The 19785-nt window shown below is 58.9% G+C and carries 21 protein-coding genes and 1 riboswitch; of the genes, 5 read left to right on the top strand and 16 right to left on the bottom strand.

Annotated elements, in window-relative coordinates; genetic code table 11:
• Position 1: 1 nt before the first annotated feature.
• From Q666_RS49985 to Q666_RS49960, 6 genes are all read right to left on the bottom strand, one after another.
• Positions 2-391, bottom strand: coding sequence for a hypothetical protein (locus tag Q666_RS49985; RefSeq protein ID WP_208993908.1), 390 nt, complete (start codon positions 389-391; stop codon positions 2-4).
• 196 nt (positions 392-587) lie between these two features.
• Positions 588-1220, bottom strand: a complete 633-nt coding sequence (locus Q666_RS49980; RefSeq protein WP_023000811.1) for a glutathione S-transferase family protein — start codon at positions 1218-1220, stop codon at positions 588-590.
• Positions 1217-2023 carry an ABC transporter permease gene (locus Q666_RS49975; protein WP_023000812.1) on the bottom strand — a complete coding sequence of 269 codons (807 nt, stop codon included), beginning with the start codon at positions 2021-2023 and terminating at the stop codon, positions 1217-1219. Before Q666_RS49975 ends, Q666_RS49980 begins: the two co-directional genes overlap by 4 nt.
• Positions 2020-2628, bottom strand: a complete 609-nt coding sequence (locus Q666_RS49970; RefSeq protein WP_031269223.1) for an ABC transporter ATP-binding protein — start codon at positions 2626-2628, stop codon at positions 2020-2022. The genes Q666_RS49975 and Q666_RS49970 overlap by 4 nt, the downstream gene beginning before the upstream one ends.
• Before the next feature lie 142 nt (positions 2629-2770).
• Positions 2771-3988, bottom strand: coding sequence for an NADP-dependent isocitrate dehydrogenase (locus tag Q666_RS49965; protein ID WP_023000814.1), 1218 nt, complete (start codon positions 3986-3988; stop codon positions 2771-2773).
• A 222-nt stretch (positions 3989-4210) separates the two neighbouring features.
• Positions 4211-4651 carry an Rrf2 family transcriptional regulator gene (locus Q666_RS49960; protein ID WP_023000815.1) on the bottom strand — a complete coding sequence of 147 codons (441 nt, stop codon included), beginning with the start codon at positions 4649-4651 and terminating at the stop codon, positions 4211-4213.
• A gap of 131 nt (positions 4652-4782) precedes the next feature.
• Here Q666_RS49960 and Q666_RS49955 point away from each other — a divergent pair, with 131 nt between their 5' ends.
• Positions 4783-6204 carry an MFS transporter gene (locus Q666_RS49955; protein ID WP_023000816.1) on the top strand — a complete coding sequence of 474 codons (1422 nt, stop codon included), beginning with the start codon at positions 4783-4785 and terminating at the stop codon, positions 6202-6204.
• Positions 6205-6213: 9 nt separating this feature from the next.
• On the opposite strand, the gene Q666_RS49950 is transcribed toward Q666_RS49955, so the two are convergent.
• The gene (locus tag Q666_RS49950) at positions 6214-7014 is read right to left on the bottom strand and encodes a class I SAM-dependent methyltransferase (RefSeq protein WP_031269225.1); all 801 of its coding nucleotides are present in this window, start codon (positions 7012-7014) and stop codon (positions 6214-6216) included.
• 94 nt (positions 7015-7108) lie between these two features.
• Positions 7109-7264 (bottom strand): hypothetical protein, encoded by a 156-nt coding sequence (locus tag Q666_RS66220; protein ID WP_161633247.1) that lies wholly within the window; start codon positions 7262-7264, stop codon positions 7109-7111.
• Positions 7265-7755: 491 nt separating this feature from the next.
• On the opposite strand from Q666_RS66220, the gene Q666_RS49945 reads away from it, so the two are divergent.
• Entirely contained in the window at positions 7756-9858 is a 2103-nt protein-coding gene (locus Q666_RS49945; protein WP_152533351.1) for an EAL domain-containing protein, read from the top strand.
• Between the two features lie 35 nt (positions 9859-9893).
• On the opposite strand, the gene aroQ is transcribed toward Q666_RS49945, so the two are convergent.
• A complete protein-coding gene (gene aroQ / locus Q666_RS64920) occupies positions 9894-10418 on the bottom strand; it encodes a gamma subclass chorismate mutase AroQ (RefSeq protein WP_023000820.1) in 525 nt (174 codons plus the stop codon).
• 50 nt (positions 10419-10468) lie between these two features.
• Complete coding sequence (locus tag Q666_RS49940; protein ID WP_023000821.1) at positions 10469-10702, bottom strand: hypothetical protein; 234 nt, start codon at positions 10700-10702, stop codon at positions 10469-10471.
• Between the two features lie 324 nt (positions 10703-11026).
• Positions 11027-11238, top strand: a riboswitch (cobalamin riboswitch).
• A gap of 53 nt (positions 11239-11291) precedes the next feature.
• On the opposite strand from Q666_RS49940, the gene Q666_RS49935 reads away from it, so the two are divergent.
• Positions 11292-11969 carry an energy-coupling factor ABC transporter permease gene (locus Q666_RS49935; RefSeq protein ID WP_023000822.1) on the top strand — a complete coding sequence of 226 codons (678 nt, stop codon included), beginning with the start codon at positions 11292-11294 and terminating at the stop codon, positions 11967-11969.
• A gap of 90 nt (positions 11970-12059) precedes the next feature.
• On the opposite strand, the gene Q666_RS49930 is transcribed toward Q666_RS49935, so the two are convergent.
• Both Q666_RS49930 and Q666_RS49925 read right to left on the bottom strand, forming a co-directional pair.
• Positions 12060-12545: a YHS domain-containing (seleno)protein gene (locus Q666_RS49930; RefSeq protein ID WP_023000823.1), complete on the bottom strand. Its 486-nt coding sequence runs from the start codon at positions 12543-12545 to the stop codon at positions 12060-12062.
• A 182-nt stretch (positions 12546-12727) separates the two neighbouring features.
• Positions 12728-13099: a hypothetical protein gene (locus tag Q666_RS49925; protein ID WP_023000824.1), complete on the bottom strand. Its 372-nt coding sequence runs from the start codon at positions 13097-13099 to the stop codon at positions 12728-12730.
• Between the two features lie 183 nt (positions 13100-13282).
• On the opposite strand from Q666_RS49925, the gene Q666_RS49920 reads away from it, so the two are divergent.
• The gene (locus Q666_RS49920; protein ID WP_023000825.1) at positions 13283-14230 is read left to right on the top strand and encodes an AraC family transcriptional regulator; all 948 of its coding nucleotides are present in this window, start codon (positions 13283-13285) and stop codon (positions 14228-14230) included.
• Between the two features lie 6 nt (positions 14231-14236).
• Here the strand turns inward: Q666_RS49920 and Q666_RS49915 are convergent, their stop codons facing one another.
• Together Q666_RS49915 and Q666_RS49910 are read right to left on the bottom strand one after the other, a co-directional pair.
• Positions 14237-14953, bottom strand: a complete 717-nt coding sequence (locus Q666_RS49915) for an HAD family hydrolase (RefSeq protein WP_023000826.1) — start codon at positions 14951-14953, stop codon at positions 14237-14239.
• Positions 14950-15450, bottom strand: a complete 501-nt coding sequence (locus Q666_RS49910) for a MarR family transcriptional regulator (protein ID WP_023000827.1) — start codon at positions 15448-15450, stop codon at positions 14950-14952. Before Q666_RS49910 ends, Q666_RS49915 begins: the two co-directional genes overlap by 4 nt.
• Positions 15451-15698: 248 nt before the next feature.
• Here Q666_RS49910 and Q666_RS49905 point away from each other — a divergent pair, with 248 nt between their 5' ends.
• Positions 15699-16520 (top strand): alpha/beta hydrolase, encoded by an 822-nt coding sequence (locus tag Q666_RS49905; RefSeq protein WP_031269231.1) that lies wholly within the window; start codon positions 15699-15701, stop codon positions 16518-16520.
• 186 nt (positions 16521-16706) lie between these two features.
• On the opposite strand, the gene Q666_RS49900 is transcribed toward Q666_RS49905, so the two are convergent.
• Together Q666_RS49900 and Q666_RS49895 are read right to left on the bottom strand one after the other, a co-directional pair.
• Positions 16707-17393 (bottom strand): hypothetical protein, encoded by a 687-nt coding sequence (locus tag Q666_RS49900; protein ID WP_023000829.1) that lies wholly within the window; start codon positions 17391-17393, stop codon positions 16707-16709.
• Between the two features lie 76 nt (positions 17394-17469).
• Positions 17470-19695 (bottom strand): NADP-dependent isocitrate dehydrogenase, encoded by a 2226-nt coding sequence (locus Q666_RS49895; protein WP_353608219.1) that lies wholly within the window; start codon positions 19693-19695, stop codon positions 17470-17472.
• Positions 19696-19785: the final 90 nt, after the last annotated feature.

Raw genomic sequence — 19785 nt, 5'->3', positions numbered from 1 at the left:
CTCAGTAGGGTGTCAGGCCGCGGGGTACCTGGGCGTAGAGCGGATCGCCCTGCCAGAAGACATCTGTCGGGCCGACGACAAAGTCGACCAGGTTCCATCGGTTGAACTGGTAACGCAGCAAGGCGAAGGTGATGAGGCCATCCATATAGTCCGCCTGCGAGGCGAAGGTCGTGCGGGACAGGTCAATGACGCCACCACCTGGGCGCTGCGGCGAGACCTGGACGAAAGCCCAGCCATGGCCTGAACGCATCCAGTTGACCACGAACTCGACCGGCGGCCCCACCCTTGCCTCCATCATCGGACGCATTGCATCAAGTATATCCTTGCGCTCGGCAGTGCCGCGGGAGGGCTCGTGGACGGTTTGTGCCGATGCTGTCAAACCGGCACACATCAGCAAAAGGCTGCTCAAGAAAACAATTACAAGCTTTTGAAACCTCATCAAAAAATCCCTTTCTTTATAAAATGATTCAATGTTGCGCCTGCCTGAAGATAAATGGAACAACGGGCGTCGTGGAACGGCAAAAGACTAACATGTTTGCAGTGGATCTGACCTGCGGAAAAGATAAAGGCCTGACGCGTAATCGCGCTCAACCAGACAATCCGGTTTTTCTGAAACTGTCGCGTTCCTTGAACATCTGTAGCCATGAAGACAGCTTCGGCGCCGAACGCAGCAGCAGCCGGCCTTCTTCTGACAGCTCGAAGAGAGCAAGCATCGGGACGGCATGGCAGTCGGCGAGGGTGAGCTGATCCCCCATCAGGAACGGACCTTCCGTCACAAGCGCTTCCAGTGTTTTGACGATCGTTCTTGCCCGGCCGAGAGCCGAGGCAATCTTGACTTCATCCGCGGGGGCGCCGCCAGAGGGCTTTGACACCCGTTCTACGAAGATGTCCCAGACGAGGGTCTTGTAGGCGTAATTGTCGAGGATGGAGAGAAGCTGAGCCATGCGCGCCCGCGGTTGCGGGGAGGCTGGCTGAAGCGGAGGGCCGTCGAAGGCTTCATCGATGTAGCGCAGGATGGCCGCTGTTTCGAACAGGGTGAAGTCGCCATGCTTCAGTGTGGGGATCTTGCCGAAAGGCTGAAGCTCAAGATAGCTTTCCGGCGGTCCGCCCGGAGCAAACACATCGATCGGGACTAGCTGGTAAGCGATCCCCTTTTCGATAAGTGCCATTCGGGCCGAGCGCACATACACCGAATAGTCCGCGCCATAAAGTTCAATCATCGAGACCCTCCGTTCAAACGGTCGAGACGCAGCCTGTCACGGTTGTCGGTCAGGCGCCACACACTGGCGAAGGTAGCGCCAAGGACACCGAGGCCGGTAGCGCCGCCAAGCAGAAACATGATCATGAGCTGATATTTGACTGCTTCACGCGGATCGACCCCGGACAGGATCTGCCCTGTCATCATTCCTGGCAATGACACGACGCCTGTTGCCGCCATGGCGTTGATGATCGGCGTGAAACCTGACCGCAGTGCCTGACGGGAGAAGGGGCGTGTCGCTTCCCAGCGGGTGCGGCCCAAGAGCAACTGGGCTTCCACATCGCGCCGCCCGCGGGCAAGCGACGTGTGAAGCGTATCAAGGCCGAGGCTGACCCCGGTCATGGTGTTGCCGAGCACCATGCCGAAAAGCGGCAGTGCATATTGCGGCATCCAGACCGGATCGGGGCGGATGAGCCCTGCCAGGGCGTAGATCGTGACGAGGGTGCCTGCGACCAGCATGACGGCAACGCCCAGCCCCGGGCCCCAGAGGCCAGCCAGGCGACGGTCTTGCCGCGCCCAGATTTCGCGCCCTGCAAAAGCCAGCATCACGGCAGCAGCCAGCAATGTCCACAACAGGGATCCGGCAAAGAAGATTGCCTTGAGGACAAGCCCAACCAGGATCAGCTGCACGCTCATTCTCAAGGCCGAGATGATGAGCGTGCGGGTGAGGCCGAGATCAAGCACGATCGAAAAAACCGCGTTCAATAGCAGGAACACCGAGGCAGCCACGAGGTCCCAATAGGTGAGGGCGAGATAACCGGTCACGCGGGCGCTCCCTGGCCAGCACCTACCGTCAGCTGGCCTTTGTCCATGACAAGCCGTCGTGCTCCGAGTCGTTCGGGCTGGCCGGGGTCGTGCGTGACGATCAGAAGAGCGCGATTGGCAGCAAGCTGGTGTTTCAGGAGAGTTTCGACCAGGTCAACGGAAGGCGGGTCCAACGCGGAGGTGGGTTCATCCAGGAGAAGAACCTGCGGTGCTGTCTGGAGAGCGCGCACAAGGGCAAGGCGTTGGCGCTCACCGGTGGAAAGCCGGGAGACCTCCCAGGCAAGCGCATCGGCAAGACCAACCTGGTGCAGCAGGTTGGGAAGGTCGGAAGTTTCGGCGAAATGATCCTGAACACGGTCCGCCCACCAGCCGCTTTCGGCAGGCACGTAAGCCACCTTTCGGCGCCATTCAGGAGCCGGTATGGATTCGCGCTTCGTGCCATCCAGGGCAACATGGCCGGCGCTTTCATCGAGATCGGCAATTGCTCTGAGAAACAGGGATTTGCCTGCGCCGGAGGGACCTGAAATCGCAACGGCTTCACCCGCCTGCAAGGCAAGGTCCAGGGGGCCGATCAGAGGCGTCTTCAATTCGCGGATCGTCAACACCGTCCTCTCCTCTGGCTACCGGCCAGGTGAGCCTAGCGCGGGCCGGGAAGAGGGACAATCGGCAGGTTGTTGTTGGGCCGAAAAGCAAAACACCGCGGACAATGTCCGCGGTGTCGCTCCTTCGGCCTTCACAGGCCAAGCTTTAGTGGGCGGCCATGGCCTTGGCCAGGTTCTCATCGATCTTGTCCAGGAAACCGGTGGTGGTGAGCCAGGCCTGATCCGGACCGACGAGCAGGGCAAGGTCCTTCGTCATGTGGCCGGCTTCCACCGTGTCGATACAGACCTTTTCCAGCGTCTGGGCGAAACGGGCAAGCTCCTGGTTGTTGTCGAGCTTGGCCCTGTGCGCGAGCCCGCGGGTCCAGGCGAAGATCGAGGCGATGGAGTTGGTCGAGGTGCTCTCGCCCTTCTGGTGCTGGCGATAGTGGCGGGTGACCGTGCCGTGGGCGGCTTCCGCTTCCACGGTCTTGCCGTCCGGTGTCATCAGGACGGACGTCATCAGGCCGAGCGAGCCGAACCCCTGGGCAACCGTGTCGGACTGGACGTCACCGTCGTAGTTCTTGCAGGCCCAGACGTACCCGCCGGACCATTTCAGAGCGGAGGCGACCATGTCGTCGATCAGCCGGTGTTCGTACCAGATGCCGGCTTCGGCGTACTGGTCCTTGAATTCGGCTTCGTAGATTTCCTGGAACAGGTCCTTGAAGCGGCCGTCATAGGCTTTCAGGATCGTGTTCTTGGTGGAGAGGTAGCAGGGCACCTTCCTGTTGAGCGCGTAGTTCAGCGAAGCGCGGGCAAAATCGCGGATCGAGTCGTCGAGATTGTACATCGCCATCGCAACGCCGGCGGACGGCGCGTCATAGACTTCGTGTTCGATCACCTGGCCGTCTTCGCCGGTGAAGGTGATGGTCAGCTTGCCCTTGCCGGGGAAGCGGAAGTCGGTGGCGCGATACTGGTCGCCAAAGGCATGGCGGCCGACGATGATCGGCTGGGTCCAGCCCGGCACCAGGCGCGGCACGTTCTGCATGATGATCGGCTCACGGAAGATGACACCGCCAAGGATGTTGCGGATCGTGCCGTTGGGCGAACGGTACATGCGCTTCAGGCCGAATTCCTCAACCCGCGCTTCATCCGGTGTGATCGTGGCGCATTTGACGCCGACGCCATGTTCCTTGATGGCGTTGGCCGCATCGACCGTGATCTGGTCGTCGGTCTCGTCGCGTTTCTGGATCGACAGATCGAAGTAGAGCAGGTCGATGTCGAGATAGGGGTGGATCAGCTTGTCTTTGATAAAGGCCCAGATGATCCGGGTCATCTCGTCGCCGTCGAGCTCGACGACCGGATTGTCGACTTTGATCTTTGCCATGGGACGCATTGCCTCGCGGGTCTGGAAAATGGGACGGTGAAACGGAAATCTGAATGGTGCGGTTGTACCTGATCTCTATTGTGTGCGCTTGTATACAATGTTGCGCCGCGAGGCAAGGGGGCTGTTCAGTTTGCCCCGGACCATGCCTCGAAGAAGGTTCTTTAATGGATGTCTTCACAGGTGTTCCGAAGATTGCCCAAGGTTTGCGGCCAAAATTCGGACCTAAGGTTTTTCCTGATGCTCCCGGATTTCCTGCGCATGCGGCCGTACCAGATCGGCCACCGTGACCTGCCCAAGCTTCTCCTGAAAAGTTTCGCGTGCCGCCTTCAGCGCGGCTGAAGTTGCCCGGTTGGCCGCCTGTTCCAAAAGGCAGGTGGGGGCGTCGGCGGATTGACCGACGGCAAAAAGCTGTGGTGAGCCAAGGGCAGCATAGACCTCGGCCAGCGAGATGCTGTCCAGGCTCTTGGCCAGCACCCAGCCGCCGCCATGACCCTTGGTGGCCCCGACGAAACCCGCTTCCCGCAGCCCCGCCATGGTGCGCCGGACCAGGGAAGGGTTGGTGTTGAGCATCTTCCCGATCTGATCGGACGTCACCGGGTCTTCAGTCTGGTCCAGATGCAGGAGCACGTGAAGCACGCGCGGCAATCGGCTGTCGGTTCGCATGGAAATCTCCGTTTGAAAAACCTTATGCCGGATTCGATTACGTGACAATTCAAGGCACATGAGATTGACGTGTGTGAATATGTAACTTTATAAGTAACAAAATCGAGTTCACGCCTTGCCAGGAGTTCTGAATGTCCCTTTTGTTTGACGGTGCGACCAGGGAGAGGCGCAATCGCTGGGCGGCGCTCGCCGCGCTCTACCTTGCCATGTTCATGAATATTCTCGATGTGTCAGTGGTCAATCTGGCGCTGCCGTCCATCCGCCAAGGGCTTGGTGCCAATGACACCCAGTTGGAATGGGTGCTGGTTGTCTATGTGCTGGCCTTTGCCGCCGGTTTGCTGCCTTTCGGCCGTTTTGGAGACGTGGTCGGCAGGGGGCGGGTCTTCCGCTGGGGTGTCGCCGGGTTTACCGCCAGTTCCCTGGCATGCGGCCTGGCGCCTGATATAGGCACCCTGATTACCGCCCGCGGCCTGCAGGGGCTTTGCGCGGCGATGATGGTGCCGCAGGTACTTGCCATTGTTCACGTGATCTTTCCGGCAGAGGAGAAAGGCAAGGCCATCGGCCTGTTCGGCTCCATCAGCGCACTTGGGGCCGTGGCGGGGCCACTGGTGGGCGGGGCAATCGTGGCGGCCGATATCTTCTGGCTGGGCTGGCGGCCGATCTTTCTGATCAATCTGCCTGTCGGGCTGATCTCGCTGGCCGGCGCTCTTCGCTTTCTGCCGCACCTTGAAACCGAAAGCCGGGTGACGCCGGATTGGTCCGGAACGTTTCTTTTTGCCCTCGCAGTGCTGGCGCTGGTGTTTCCGCTTGTGGAAGGCAGGCAATTCGGCTGGCCGTTCTGGTGTTTTGCCTTGATGGGGCTAAGCGCAGTTCTGGCTGTCCTGTTCTACCGGTTGCAGGTTCAGAAGGCTCGCCTCGGCCAGGCGCAGCTTCTGCCGGTGCTTCTGACAGGGGACCGCGTGTTTGTTGCGGGTGTCGCGTTTGTCGCGCTGTTCTTTTCCGGTCTTGCAGGCATGTTCTTCATGATGGCGCTCTTCCTGCAGGCAGGCCTTGGACTATCGCCCATGACAGCCGGGCTCATCCTGGCGCCACATCCGGTTGGTGTCATCCTTGCGTCCGCGATGACAGGCCGCTTCGGAACCCGCTATCAGGCGGCAAGGATCAGCCTTGCCATGCTGGCGGTCTTCTGCGGTCTGGTGGCGGTGCGCCTGCTTGTTTCCGATGGACTATCGGCAAGCCTGCTGGTGGTGCCATTCCTGATTGTCGGACTTGGTACCGGAACGATGATTCCAGCATTGTTCCAGCTCGTGTTGTCGCGGGTTTCCGGACCGGATGCCGGAGCGGGGTCCGGCGTTCTCCAGGCCTTCCAGCAGATCGGCATGGCGCTTGGTATCGCAGTGCAGGGCCAGATCTTCTTCCAGGTTCTGGCGGCTGGTCGTAGTGAGGCTCTGTACCGGGATGCTGCGGCTGCAGCGTTGCTCTATCCGGTGAGTTCGTGTTTCGCGCTTGCTGTGCTTGCCGTTGGTCTTGCCTGTAAATTCCGCTCTGGATGAACTGCGTGTTCACGGCTGCTGGTAGCGGACAGCAAAGGCGCGTGCGGGCAAGCGGATTTCTTCGCCGGTATCGAGTTGGTGCCGGAGCTTTGCCTTCAGCTCATCACGTTTTTCCCGTGGCAGGTTCATGCAATAGCCGGGTGCGGGCCCGGTGCCGAGCGTGAAGGGATGCCAGAATTCCTCAAACCCGGGAAACACGGTGTCGACTTCAAGGGTGTGAACACTGGCACCCGGCAACCGGGCTTCAGTGCAAAGTTGGCGGAGCCCGTCCGGAGTGCAAAAGGGAAACCGAAGCGCCTCATCAAGTTCTTCGGCTGCGGGGTCGATTGAAGCGGCTGCTTTCCAGAAGGCGTCAATGAAGCCCATGCCACCTCCCGGGTAGTCCCAGACATAGAAGGATATTGTTCCGCCAGGGCGGGTAATGCGACGCAACTCGGCCAGCGCCTGCAGCTTGTCCGGAACGAAGTTGAGCGCGAGCGCGGACGTTGATACGTCAACGGAGTTGTCGGGAAGCGGCAGGTCCTGTGCAGACCCGACTTCAAAGCGGGCTCTCTCGTCGGTGATCGCTTCCCGCGCATGCATCACGAAGCCTTCCGAAAGATCGAGACCGACAACCGATTTTGGCTTGGCCATATCGAGTATGGTTTCGGTCAAGGCTCCGGTGCCGCACCCTATGTCCGCCCAGTTTGCATCAGCAGGCGCGTTGAGCCAGGACACGAACTCTCTTGCGATCAATCGGCTCCATCTGCCCATGTAGTGATCGTAACTGCGACCTGCACTCCAGGAATCGTGTTTCGCATTACCGGACATGTCCTTGGCCTCCCGCCCAGGATTGATATTCCAGATACGAAAATAGTGCCTTTGAAAGTGGAATTGGACAACGGCAATCTATCTAGCGCCGGACCTAAACCGCGAGAAAACTGATGAGATGGGGCAGGAAATTCGAGAGCTGCAGGTCAGATCCTGACCGGCGGGCGAACCGGCGCACTTCGATCAGGCGATTGAAGGCCGCACCAGGTTCACCGCGCGGCAGCTGGGCTTCTGCAATCCAGGTGTCCACGTAGGGCCGCGCCTGCACTGCGCCCTTGCCAATATGTCGAATCCGGTCCCGGTAAAGTAAAAACTATTTATAGTTGCCGTTGCTCGACAACAAACCACGAAAATTGCCCACGAACCAACAACGTCAAGAACAGTATGTTCGGAAGCTGCTCAGACGCGCGTCGATTTGGGGCGTTGGTTGAAAATCGCACCTTTCGGTACAGAAATCGGGCCAAGTTGAGAGTGTGATCGATTCAAATCTTCCGTAGATGCCGGACCGGCTTGGTAATTCTACGCGGACAGGGTTTCTCGTGAATTCAGTAGTGCCTAGGAAATTTTGACGAGCAATTTGGCCGGCGTGAAAGAAATAGATGCTCGTAGGTTCAATAGTTCCAGAATAGGGTCGTGTTTCCTCTTTCAGGTTCAGAATTTGTTGAGGCGGCTGCCGAAACACTGCTGGTATCGGGTCGCACTTCGACCCGGGCAACGCAATGGACCGAAAGGGCTTGTTTCGTGCTCGAAACCGTTCGATCAAGAGGAAACGCGCTGTTCAAGCGCGTCTTTGTGCGGGCAACGCTTTATGGCGTGTTCGGGTTGCTGGCTTTTTCGCTGGTTCTGATCGGCATCGATTATCTGACCCAGACGGACAAGATCGAGGAACGTCTTGCTCGGACTGCTCACGACAAGGCGCTGTTTGTCACCAATATTGCGGCGCGCGAAATCGCCAACAAGAACTATGGTGAAGTCGAGCGACTTTTGAATGCGATTGCGGGTGACAAATACATTATCGCAGCCAAGGCCTATAGCCGCTTCGGTCAGGAGTTCGCCAGCGATTTCACCTCCGCAGAACCTTCGAGCGCCGTGCAGTTCAACGAAGGCGCCCTGAATGTCGCGCAGTCGGGCAAGGCTCAGTATTCGGAAACCGCCGATATGATCGAATACATCCTGCCGGTTTCCCGAAGTGGGGAAGTGGTGGGGTCCGTGCTGGTGCGCATTTCGAAGCACGAGCTTGCGGGCGTTCTGAGGGAAAAGATAGTTCAGGTGGTGTTGATCCTGGCGGTTCTTCTTCTTGCCTTCGTTCCGGTGATTGCTGCCCTGATGTACCGGGCAACGGCAGGTGTCAGCCGCGTGACGCAGGCAGCCAATGAGGCCGCTGCCGGTTACCTCGACTGCAATCTGGAAACTGATGCACCGGGCGAGGTGGGTGACCTGCAAACCGCGTTCCGCGGAATGATGGTGAAGCTGCGCGAGAATATTCTGCGGATCGAGGAACTCGCCTACACTGATCGCATTACCGGTTTGCCCAACAGGGCCAAGCTGGACAATGTCGCGATGACGCTGATTGATCTGCGACCCAAGGAAACGGGCAGCGTTCTTTACATTGGATTGGACCGCTTCAAACTGATCAACGACATGCACGGACATGCCGTAGGCGACAAGCTGTTGCGGCTGGTCGGCAACCGGTTGGCCGTCCTGGTCGACGAGCTGGCCAAGCCACTGACGTCAAAACCCCCCTGCGTTGCCCGGTTTTCAGGCGACGAATTCGTCGTACTGTTACCCGGCGTCGATGATCTGCAGACGCTTGCCAAGTTGTCCAGAACGATGGTCGAGCGGCTGGGCGGGGCCTACAGAATTGGCCGGCTTTCCCTTTCGCTGACCGTCAGCGCGGGGATCGCGAGATACCCGGAGCACGGTACAACGGCCGAGGAAGTTCTGCGAAACGCCAACATGGCCATGTATGAAGCAAAGGGTGCAGGCAGGGCTCAGTCGATCGCCTACAACGATATCATTCGCGAACGGATGACCGAGCGCGAACAGATCCGGCACAGGCTGCAAAGCGCGCTGAGAGACCGCACGCTTTCCGTTCACTACCAGCCGAAGGTCGACATTTCGTCCGGCAAGATTGTCGGTTCAGAAGCGCTGCTGCGCTGGAACGATGCCGAACTCGGATCCGTACCGCCCTACAAGTTCATTCCCGTGGCAGAAGAATGCGGTCTGATCGTTCCGATCGGAGAATTCGTGCTGGCATCGGCGCTCTCCGACATGAAATCCCTGCACCGGCAGAATGTCGATGTATCTGTCGCCGTGAACGTTGCGCCGGCGCAGCTGCAGGCGAAGGGATTTACCGGCAGAATGCTCGGGATCATTGGCGAGAGCGGGTTCTCGACGGAGAAGCTGGAACTGGAAGTGACGGAATCGAGTCTTGTCGACTATTCGCAGAACCTTCTGGATCAGATCCTGCCGATCAAGAAAGAAGGCGTCAAATTTGCAATCGACGACTTCGGCACCGGCTATTCTTCGTTGCACAGTCTAGCGAGCATGCCGTTCGACACGCTGAAGATCGACCGGTCCTTCATCATGGACATTGCCAATTGCGAGGATCGCCGGACCATCGTCGAGCTGATCCTGATGCTGGCGAGGCAGCTCAATCTCAACACAGTTTCCGAAGGGGTCGAGACCCAGTTGCAGATGGATTACATCAATCTGTGGGGCGGGACGCTCGGCCAGGGCTACTTGTGGAGCCCGGCAGTGCCGTTCGGCGAGTTCTCGCGAATGGTCATGAAGCGGGAAGGCTTGGCGAATGCGGCCGAGCCCTGGAGGCAGGCAGCCTCCTGAACTCCGATAAGGGATGTCCTGATGGCCGTATGTGTCTAGTCGTGTACGTCGACCAGACCTTCAAACAGAGCGCTCTTTGATCCGTCGGACAGGCATTCCACGGTCAGCGCCTCCGTGAAGGCCTGCTGGTCAGAGGCCTCGACGGGGCTTTCTGCGAGTAGCGTCAGGATCTCGTTGCCGAGGCGCAACAGCTCCGGACGGACATCCTTGATCAGGTCGGGTACGTTCTGCGGGCGAGCTTCGCCGCTCTCCCAGCGTTCGATCCAGCAGGTTTGAATGTCCTTGGCCGCATCGATCTGTGCCTGGAAAAACAAGGTGACATTGTCAGCCGACAGGCCGTTTTCGACGGCCTTTTCGCGGGCAGCATCCAGCACCACCTTTTCCCTCGGCAGATCCTCGACAGGTTTGTCGTTATCCGCTTTCCAGGCTGCAACCGACTGCATGAACGACAGACGTTCGTTGATGGCGCCGAACAGCTTGTAAGGTGCCGCCCAGCCAGGAGTGACGGTGGCAGCAAGGAGAGATACCGCGAGAGCGGTCAGGGGAATCGATTTCAACATGGCCGAAGACTTTCACAGGTCACCGCCTGCGGCAAGTCTTTGGTTGTGGTCTACTTCTTTTCAACCGAGCGGCTGATCTCGGTGATCACGCCGAATGCGACGGCGGCCATGATCTTCAATAGTCCGCTGTCGAGCGCCTGTTCGCGTGTCAGATTGCCAAGGAAAAAACCCGGTCTTGGTTCAGTGACTGCACCAAGAGTAACGCCGGCTAGAAGTGCCAGCTGAATGCAGCCAAGGAAAAAGACGACACCAGCGATAAGCGTTCCCAATTTGGTAAAGGGCATTGCAAACTCTCATGATGTGCTTTGTATGCGAGTGAGGTTATCTTTCGTTAGGGTTTCTGCAAGTAAAAATCACAATTACCCTAAATACAGAAAAGTTTAATAAACAATGGTTTTGATTTTCATCTTTGATTGGATTCTTCAAAGTTCAGAATTTTCAGGTGGCTGACGCAATTTCCTGAAGAAGTGTTTTGAGATCTGAAGCTTGTCGGTGATGCTGATCCGGCTGATTTCGGTGGCGGTCTTCAGGCGGCAAAATTTCGGTGCAATGTCGCATTCAGACCGAATATGGCGAAAATTCGCTTGCAGAATATCGCCAATCCTTGCAAATCTAGACGATGCGATGGTTTCGCCCGAACAAGCGTAAGGGCGGATGAAATGGGAACACGGTGAGGCGTACCCAACAGGGACCAATACCGTGGCTGCCCCCGCAACTGTATGCGACGAGCAAAGCCCTTCAAGCCACTGGAGCGATCCGGGAAGGCGGGCAGCGCAGAGACTCGCGAGCCAGGAAACCTGCCATCCAGCGGTCCCATCGGGGCCGGTTCACACCATCTGCTCGCGCACGGAGGGTGCGCAAAGGAGAAATGACATGCATATCGAACCGGGCATCGTCGACGGTGCCAAAATCGTACTCAGCTACGGTACCGCGGCTGCTTCCTTCGGCCTTCTGGGCAAAATGGCTCTCGACACGATCCGCAAAAGCGGCGTTCTCAGCCTTGCCGTCCGCTCCGTCATCACGACGGTTGCCGTGTTCTGCTTCTTCGAAATCCTGCCGCATTACCCGGTCGGTGTTTCCGAAGTTCACTTTATCCTGGGCTCCACCCTGTTCCTGATGTTCGGCGCAGGTCCGGCAGCAATCGGCCTTGCTGCAGGCCTTCTGCTTCAGGGGACGCTGGTTGCTCCTTTCGACCTGCCGCAGTACGGCATCAACGTCACCACGCTGCTTGTGCCGTTGTGGGCTGTCAGCATGCTGGCAAACCGCATCATTCCGGAAAAGACCGCCTATGTTGACGTTTCCTACGTTCAGGCACTGGCTCTTTCCACCACGTTCCAGGCCGGTATCGTTGGCTGGGTTGCTTTCTGGGCATTCTACGGCCAGGGCTTCGGTGCCGAGAACATGGCTTCCGTCGGTTCCTTCGGTTTTGCCTATATGCTGGTGATCCTGGGCGAGCCGCTGGCTGATCTGGCTGTTCTGGCCGCTGCCAAGACACTGGCACCGCTGACCCGGAACCTTGCTTTCGAAAATCGGCTGCACAACGCGGCTTAAGTCTTCGGGCTTTTGCCGAAATCAAGTCACGAAGGGCGGCCCTGGGGCCGCCCTTTTTGTTTGTCGTTCCGACGCCTTGACAACGAACAATCAGAGCTTCGTTGCCTCGGTGGAGCGGATCTTCTTCCAGTTGGCTTCCGCCTTGGCGATTGTACCGGACTGGTCTTTCTGGAACTCGCGGAAGATGGCCTCGTTCAGGAACAGATAAAGCTTGCCGTCCACAACAGCCGCGAACTGCGGATCGCCGTCGAACTTCTTGCCGACTGAAACACCGAAGGTGCAGAAGCCGCCGTTTTGCGGCAAGTACTGATCCGGATGCGCGGTGAAGGCATCCATGGCTTCCTGGGATGCGAAGTAATAGGCAACACCGTCGTGGACGGCCGTATATTGCGCGGTTCCGTCAATCCGGTTGCCCAGGCTGACAAAGGCCACGGGATCGACACCATGAAGACCGAGCGGGCTGCCGGCGGCCGTCAGGCCACTGGAGGTGTTGTATTCGTCCGCGGCCATTGCCGGGGCAGAGAGAGCGGCAAGAGACAGCAGCGTTGCGGCAATGGCGGATTTCATCAAGGACATGTTCTACTCCTGAAAGGGTATGAAGGTTGAAGGCCGGATTTGCTCCGGTGCCTCTACCTTGCGTCCGAAGCTCAGGCGTCTCCATGTTCGCAAGTTCCCGAGGATTTGCAGATCGTCCGGATTGCAGTTCAAAAAAAGACACCGGCGCGAGGGCCGGTGTCATTGTGCGTGGACGGTGGCTGTCAAGCGGCCTGCGCAACCGTTTCCTGCGGTTTGGCAAGGCTGACCACTGTCAGGACGGCAATGGCGTTGACCAGGTAATAGGCGAAGTCGAGGCCGGTGAAGCCAAGTGCGAAGGGAGCTGCCAGGAACACGATGCCGACGGCAAAATCGACCGCCAGATGAACCGAATAGGGCAGAATGCGGATGATGCCGGTCTGGTGATCCGTCAGGATCGTCAGGGCCAGGGCCGCAAAGCCTGTCAGGAAGGATAGCCAGAAGGCGATCGGGTTGGATTGGCCGAGATCAAGGAATACGGGCAGGGCAATAAGGCCGATCGCGACGGGATAATCGAGATAGGCGTGCATGGTCTTGGTGACGAAGCGAACAGACATCTTTCAGGTGCTCCAGGTTGGTTTCCTGCGGGCGGATTGCCCACGAGCCCAAAGATGTTGGTCGACTTCGGTTCTATCCATGCACGAAAGTCCCTGAAAATTGACCGATCGTCCGGGAGCCTTGCGCTTTGCGGTGTTGAGGCAAAAATGCGGGAATGAGACTTCAACCGGAACCGGCCTTTCATGAAACATGACGCCCTGACCCAGATCCTGGATGCCTTGAAGCTACGGGGATCCGTCTATTTCCATACCTGTTTTTCGCCGCCCTGGGCCGTGCGGGTGCCGGCTTTCGGCAATGTCGCGCGGTTTCACATGGCAATGCGTGGTGGCTGCTGGCTCGCGGTGGACGGTGTTGACAAGCCGATCCGCCTTGCGACTGGTGACCTGGCCGTCATTCCGCACGGGGCCGCTCATATCCTGAGTGATGAACCGGGCCGTCCCGCTGCCGAAGTGGACGAGGTCGTGCGGCAATCCGGTTATACGGGGGAAGGTGCGCTCTATTACGGCGGTCCGGACGAGGAACTGGCCTGCAAACTGTTCTGTGGCCATTTCGAATTCGAGGAAGGCTCGGTCCATCCGCTGCTCGATGCCTTGCCATCGGTCATTCATCTGCCCAACACACAGACGATGAACGCCTTCTGGCTGGAAGCAGTGATGCGTTTTGTTGCCAGCGAGGTGCGCGCCGGGCAGCCGGGGTCCGAGGCGATCATCCACCGGTTGACGGAGATCATCTTCATCCAGGTGGTGCGAACGTTCGTCGACAGGGAGGGGGACAGGGCCGGATGCCTGGCGGCGGTGCTCAACCCGAAGCTCGGGCGCAGCATGTCCAAGATCCATCTGGCGCCGGAAAAGCCCTGGACGGTGGAGAGCCTTGCCCGGGAAGCCGGCATGTCCCGGACGGTTTTTGCGGACAGGTTTACGAACCTCGTCGGCATGACGCCGCTGGCCTATGTCACCCACTGGCGCATGGAACGGGCACGGCGCGACATTCGGGAGACGGATCTGCCCCTGATCGATATTGCCGAAAACATCGGCTACAGCTCGGAAGCCGCCTTCAACCGGGCCTTCAAGCGTCAATTCAACCAGACGCCCGGACAGGTGCGACGGCAAGGCGCGGCAGTGCCGGCCTGATGTGAATCAGTTAGCGGCCAGATAGGCCGGCAGATCGGCAACGCTCTCCAGAACGGCATCCGCCAGGGTTTCCAGGTCGTGGCGCGCGCTTGTGCCCGTCAGGACACCGATACAAAGTCCGGCGCCCGCCGAACGGGCCATTTCCAGATCGTGCGTGTTGTCACCGACAACGGCGATCCGGTCCAGTGCAAGACCTGTTGCCTCGGCAAAGCCGCGAACCATGCCCGGTTCCGGCTTCGGGCCAAAACCAGTGTCGTAACCCGTGACGAAGGCAAATCGGGGCGCAAGCCCGGTGCCGGCGAGAAAGGCCCTTATGGCCGCTTCGCTGTCGCTGCTGGCAACACCTAAAGTGAACCCGGTTCCGCTCAAGGTCTCGACAGCTTCCGGAATGCCAGTAAGGGGCGCAGCATCATGCATGCAGCCGATGAACACCCGGTCGAGGTCTGCGGTCAGCGGGCCTTCCTGAAAATCAGCACCGCAGGCAATCCAGGCCGCCGCGATTTCCGCAGAGTTGCCGGCTGCAAGCAGAGACCCGGCCGCGGACTTTCCGGTCGCCAGATCCATGCCGGTCTGTTCCAGGAGCCTGTCGGCCAGGGCGCGGTCTCCTCTGGCTGCATGGAGCGAGGTTTCGCGATAGGCCGGTGCCCATGTCGCGTCGAAATCCAACAGTGTGCCGTCCTTGTCAAACAGGATGGCGGTGATGTTGCCCGTGAGGTTGTTCAAGTCCGGTCTCCCGTGGATTTCAGGTTGGACCGCAATGTGTCGAGAGCGGACTTCAAATCCTCGAAAGCCTGTTCCGAAAGACCGGATGCCTCGGCAACACATTGCGGCACGGCAGCCGCCTTTTCCCGAAGCGCGTTGCCCTTGGCTGTCAGGCAGACATTGACGACGCGCTGGTCTTCCAGATCGCGGACGCGTGAGACAAGCTCCATTGCTTCCAGGCGCTTAATCATCGGTGTCAGCGTGTTGTATTCCAGGCTGAGCGCGTCGCCGATATCCTTGACCGTTCTCTCGTTTCTGCGCCAAAGCAGGGTCATCACCAGATACTGCGGATAGGTGAGGCCGAGCTCTTCCAGCAAAGACCGGTAAAGGTGATTGAAGGCCAGATTGGCCTCATAGACGGCAAAACAGAGAAAATCGTCGAGATCTCCGCCCAAGGCGTCCGGACCGGTGTTCTTCAAGGGCTTCGAGGCGCCTTTGTTTTCAGTGCGTTCTGACATGAAACGTTCCTAAGCAGCATTTTTTTTCTTGGCAAGCGTTGACAGAGCGAACTTGCCGATACATATACATCGCACACGATCAAATCGTGCACGAGTTAAATGGAGATCATCCGATGGGAAACAAGATCGTTGGGCCGCAGGTCAACCGTCGCCAGGCGCTGATTGGCGGCGGTGTCCTTGGGCTTGGTCTGGTGATGGCACCGAAGTTCGGTGCCGCAAAACAACTGCTTGAACAGGAGAATCTGAAAATGACGACTTTCACGACATCCGATGGTGCTGAGCTTTTCTACAAGGACTGGGGGCAGGGGCAGCCGATTGTCTTCTCCCACGGCTGGCCGCTGTCGGCTGATGCCTGGGACGCGCAAATGCTGTTTTTCGGCCAGAACGGTTTTCGGGTGATTGCCCATGACCGCCGCGGCCACGGCCGCTCCAGCCAGCCATGGGACGGCAACAACATGGACCGCTACGCGGACGATCTTGCCGAACTGATCGAGCATCTGGATTTGAAGAACGTGATCCTGATCGGTCATTCCACCGGTGGTGGCGAGGTTGCCCATTATGTTGGTCGGCATGGCAATGACCGGGTCGCCAAAGTCGTTCTCGTCGGTGCTGTGCCGCCGCTGATGCTGAAAACGGCAGACAATCCGGACGGCACGCCGATGGAAGTGTTCGACGGTATCCGCCAGGGGACCGCCTACAACCGGTCGCAGTTCTTCAGGGACCTGACGGTACCTTTCTATGGTTTCAACCGCGATGGGGTCGACACCAATCAGGGTCTGCAGGAAAGCTTCTGGCTGCAGGGCATGGCCGGTGGCATCAAGGGTCAGTACGACTGTATTCGCGAGTTCTCGGAAGTCGACTACACTGGTGACCTGAAGGCCATCAAGGTGCCGACGCTGATCGTGCATGGCGACGACGACCAGATCGTGCCCATCAAGGCTTCTGCCCACCGGGCGGCGGAAATCGTCGACGATGCCACCTTGAAGATCTATGAAGGCGGTGGCCACGGTCTTGCACAATTGCAGGCCGAGGAGTTCAACAACGACGTTCTGGCATTCATCCGCGGATAAGCGGTATCGGTAAAAACGGGCGGCTCGGTGAGCCGCCCTTTTTCGTTACCAGCCTCAAATCGTCTCCCCGCACGGAGCACAGCAAAGATACAGGCCCGGAACTGCGGCTCGGGAAGGTCAACTAAGGCAACCGATCGTCATGAGCCCCGGGGATCTCCTGCACCCAGGCAATAGCGCTTTTCCGGGCTAGTGTCTGACTGTTGCCCCACGCTCGTTGAGAAGCAGATCGAAGAGAAACGGCACATTCATGGAGCCGAAACGGCTTGCGCGTGCGACACCTTCGTCGGAGATCTCCACAATGCCGAACATCTTGTAGAGGCGGAAAAGATAGTTCGAAGACTGGTCCAGATCGAAATCGTAGCGTGGATCGGAAAAGAACATCCGGAACGTGTGCAGCGCCTCGAGCGGGAAACCCGTGTGATGCTCCCGCAGATTGTCGAATTTCGTGCAGAAGTCTTCCAGCGTTTCCCTGTTGCCATCCAGCTCTTCCATCTGGATGCGCTGGGCGATTACAAAGTCGGCGATATGTTCCTTGCCGTAGTCGGTCAGCCCGCGCTCGATCAGGTGCCCCTGCATGTCTTCGGGCAGGGGCTTTTCCGTTGTCCTCATGTAGCCGAGGTGTTCCAGGCGGGCATAAAGTTCGTTCGTGACGCTGCCGGGCCCGGTCAGAAAGACTGGTTCGTGCTCATCATCCATGAGCTGTATGGCACCGCGCAGGGTCGAAAAATCGCCATCGCTGAGCGCATGCACCAGAAAGCTCGTGTCCGGCCACCATTTGGCTGATTGAGGGTCGTTTGTTGCCGAGAAGAGGGTGAACTCTTCCCCGGCTCCATTCCGGACAACCGGCTGATGGTTCTCGTTTTGAAGGACCATTTGAAATGAGCTCCCTGGCGCAAAAAAAGAGGGCGGCCGGAGCCGCCCTACTTCTACCCAAGGGTGTATTTGCAAATCAACCGATAATGGCGTTGAGCGTTGCGCTCGGACGCATGACGGCGTTCACCTTTTCCTGCGGGGCATGGTAGTAGCCACCGGTGTCGGCGGGTGAACCCTGAACGCCGTTGAGCTCGGCAACAATCGCATCTTCCTTGGCAGAGAGCGCTTCGGCGATCGGTGCGAAATGCGCCTTCAGCTCGGCGTCCTTGTCCTGTGCGGCCAGTGCTTGTGCCCAGTAAAGCGCGACGTAGAAGTGGCTGCCGCGGTTGTCCAGGCCACCGACCTTGCGGGACGGGGACTTGTCGTTGTCGAGCAGCTTCTCGACGGCCTTGTCAAGCGCGTCCGCCAGAACCTGTGCCTTGTCGTTGCCCTTGACGTTGGCCAGGTGTTCCAGCGATGCTCCGAGGGCACAGAACTCGCCCAGGCTGTCCCAGCGCAGGTAGTTCTCTTCCATCAGCTGCTGAACGTGCTTGGGAGCGGAGCCGCCTGCGCCGGTTTCGAAAAGACCGCCACCGTTCATCAGCGGAACGATGGACAGCATCTTTGCCGAGGTGCCGACTTCCAGGATCGGGTAGAGGTCGGTCAGGTAGTCACGCAGCACGTTGCCGGTGATGGAGATCGTGTCTTCACCGCGGGCGATACGCTCGGTGGAATACTTCGCCGCATCGGCCGGAGCCATGATCTGCAGGTCGAGACCGGAAGTGTCGTGTTCCGGCAGATAGGCTTCCACCTTCTTGATCAGTTCCGCGTCATGAGCGCGGGTCTTGTCCAGCCAGAAGACGCCCGGCATGCCGGACAGGCGAGCGCGGGTGACGCCGAGCTTGACCCAGTCGCGGATCGGGGCGTCCTTGGTGCGGCATGCGCGCCAGATGTCGCCTTCTTCGACGGCATGTTCGATCAGGGTGTTGCCGGCAGCGTCGACGATGCGGATGGTGCCGTCAGCCGGAGCCTTGAAGGTCTGCGGATGCGAGCCGTATTCCTCGGCCTTCTGGGCCATCAGGCCGACGTTCGGCACGGTGCCCATCTTGGCGGGATCGAGCGCGCCGTTTTCGCGGCAGAAGTCGATCACGGCGGAGTAGACGCCGGCATAGGAGCTGTCCGGGATCACGCACTTGGCGTCGCCTTCCTTGCCGTCCGGACCCCAGCCCTTGCCACCTGCGCGGATCAGGGCCGGCATGGAGGCGTCGATGATGACGTCGGAAGAGACATGCAGGTTGGTGATGCCCTTGTCGGAGTTCACCATGTACATGGCCGGGCCGTTGTCGAGAGCAGCCTTGATGTCGGAATTGATCTCGGCGGCCTTGTCGGCCGGCAGCGTGGCGACCTTGGCCTCCAGATCACCGATGCCGAGGTCCGGATTGACGCCGAGCTCGGCAAAGGTTGCGGCGTGCTTGTCGAAGACGTCCTTCAGGAACGCCCGCACACAGTAACCGAAGATGATCGGGTCGGAGACCTTCATCATGGTTGCCTTCATGTGCAGCGAGAACAGGATACCCATGTCCTTGGCATCCTGGATTTCCTTTTCCAGGAACGCGAACAGCGCCTTGGCGCTCATGTAGGTGCCGTCGACGACGTCGCCTTCGTCCAGGGCAAAGTCGCCCTTGAGAACCGTTGCGGTTCCGTCCTTGCCGACGAATTCGATCTTCGCCTTGCCCGCGGAGCCAGCAGAAACGGTCACCGACTTCTCGTTGGAGAAGAAGTCGTTTTCACCCATGGTGGCGACGTGGGTCTTGGAAGACGGCAGCCATTCACCCATGCGGTGAGGGTTCTTCTTGGCGTATTCCTTGACCGCTTTCGGCGCGCGGCGGTCGGAGTTGCCTTCGCGCAGCACCGGGTTCACGGCAGAACCCTTGATCGCGTCATACTTGGCCTTGACGGTTTTTTCCTCGTCCGTCTTCGGCTCGGACGGATACTCAGGCAGCTTGTAACCCTGGGCCTGGAGTTCCTTGATGGCGGCGTTGAGCTGGGGCTGCGATGCCGAGATGTTCGGCAGCTTGATGACATTGGCGTCCGGCTGCTTGACCATTTCGCCGAGGACCGCAAGATCGTCGGACTGCTTCTGTGCGTCCGTCAGATACTCGGGGAAGTTCGCCAGGATACGGCCTGCGAGGGAGATATCCTTGGTACCGACGGTCAAACCGGCTGCCTTGGTGAAGGAGCGGATGATCGGCAGGAACGAGGCGCTGGCCAGTTCCGGTGCTTCGTCGACCTTGGTGTAGATAATGTCGGCCATGACAGTCACATTTCCTAGCGTTCGAACATTGGTCAAAGGAGTGGTGCGGGACCGCTCCCGATGAATTTCGACATGCGTATACAATTGTACGCAATCAAT

It is taken from the genome of Labrenzia sp. C1B70, assembly GCF_000475395.1.
GTDB lineage: Bacteria > Pseudomonadota > Alphaproteobacteria > Rhizobiales > Stappiaceae > Roseibium > Roseibium algicola.
Note: the sequence above shows the minus strand (reverse complement) of the source record. Positions and strands in the feature narration are given on the sequence as shown.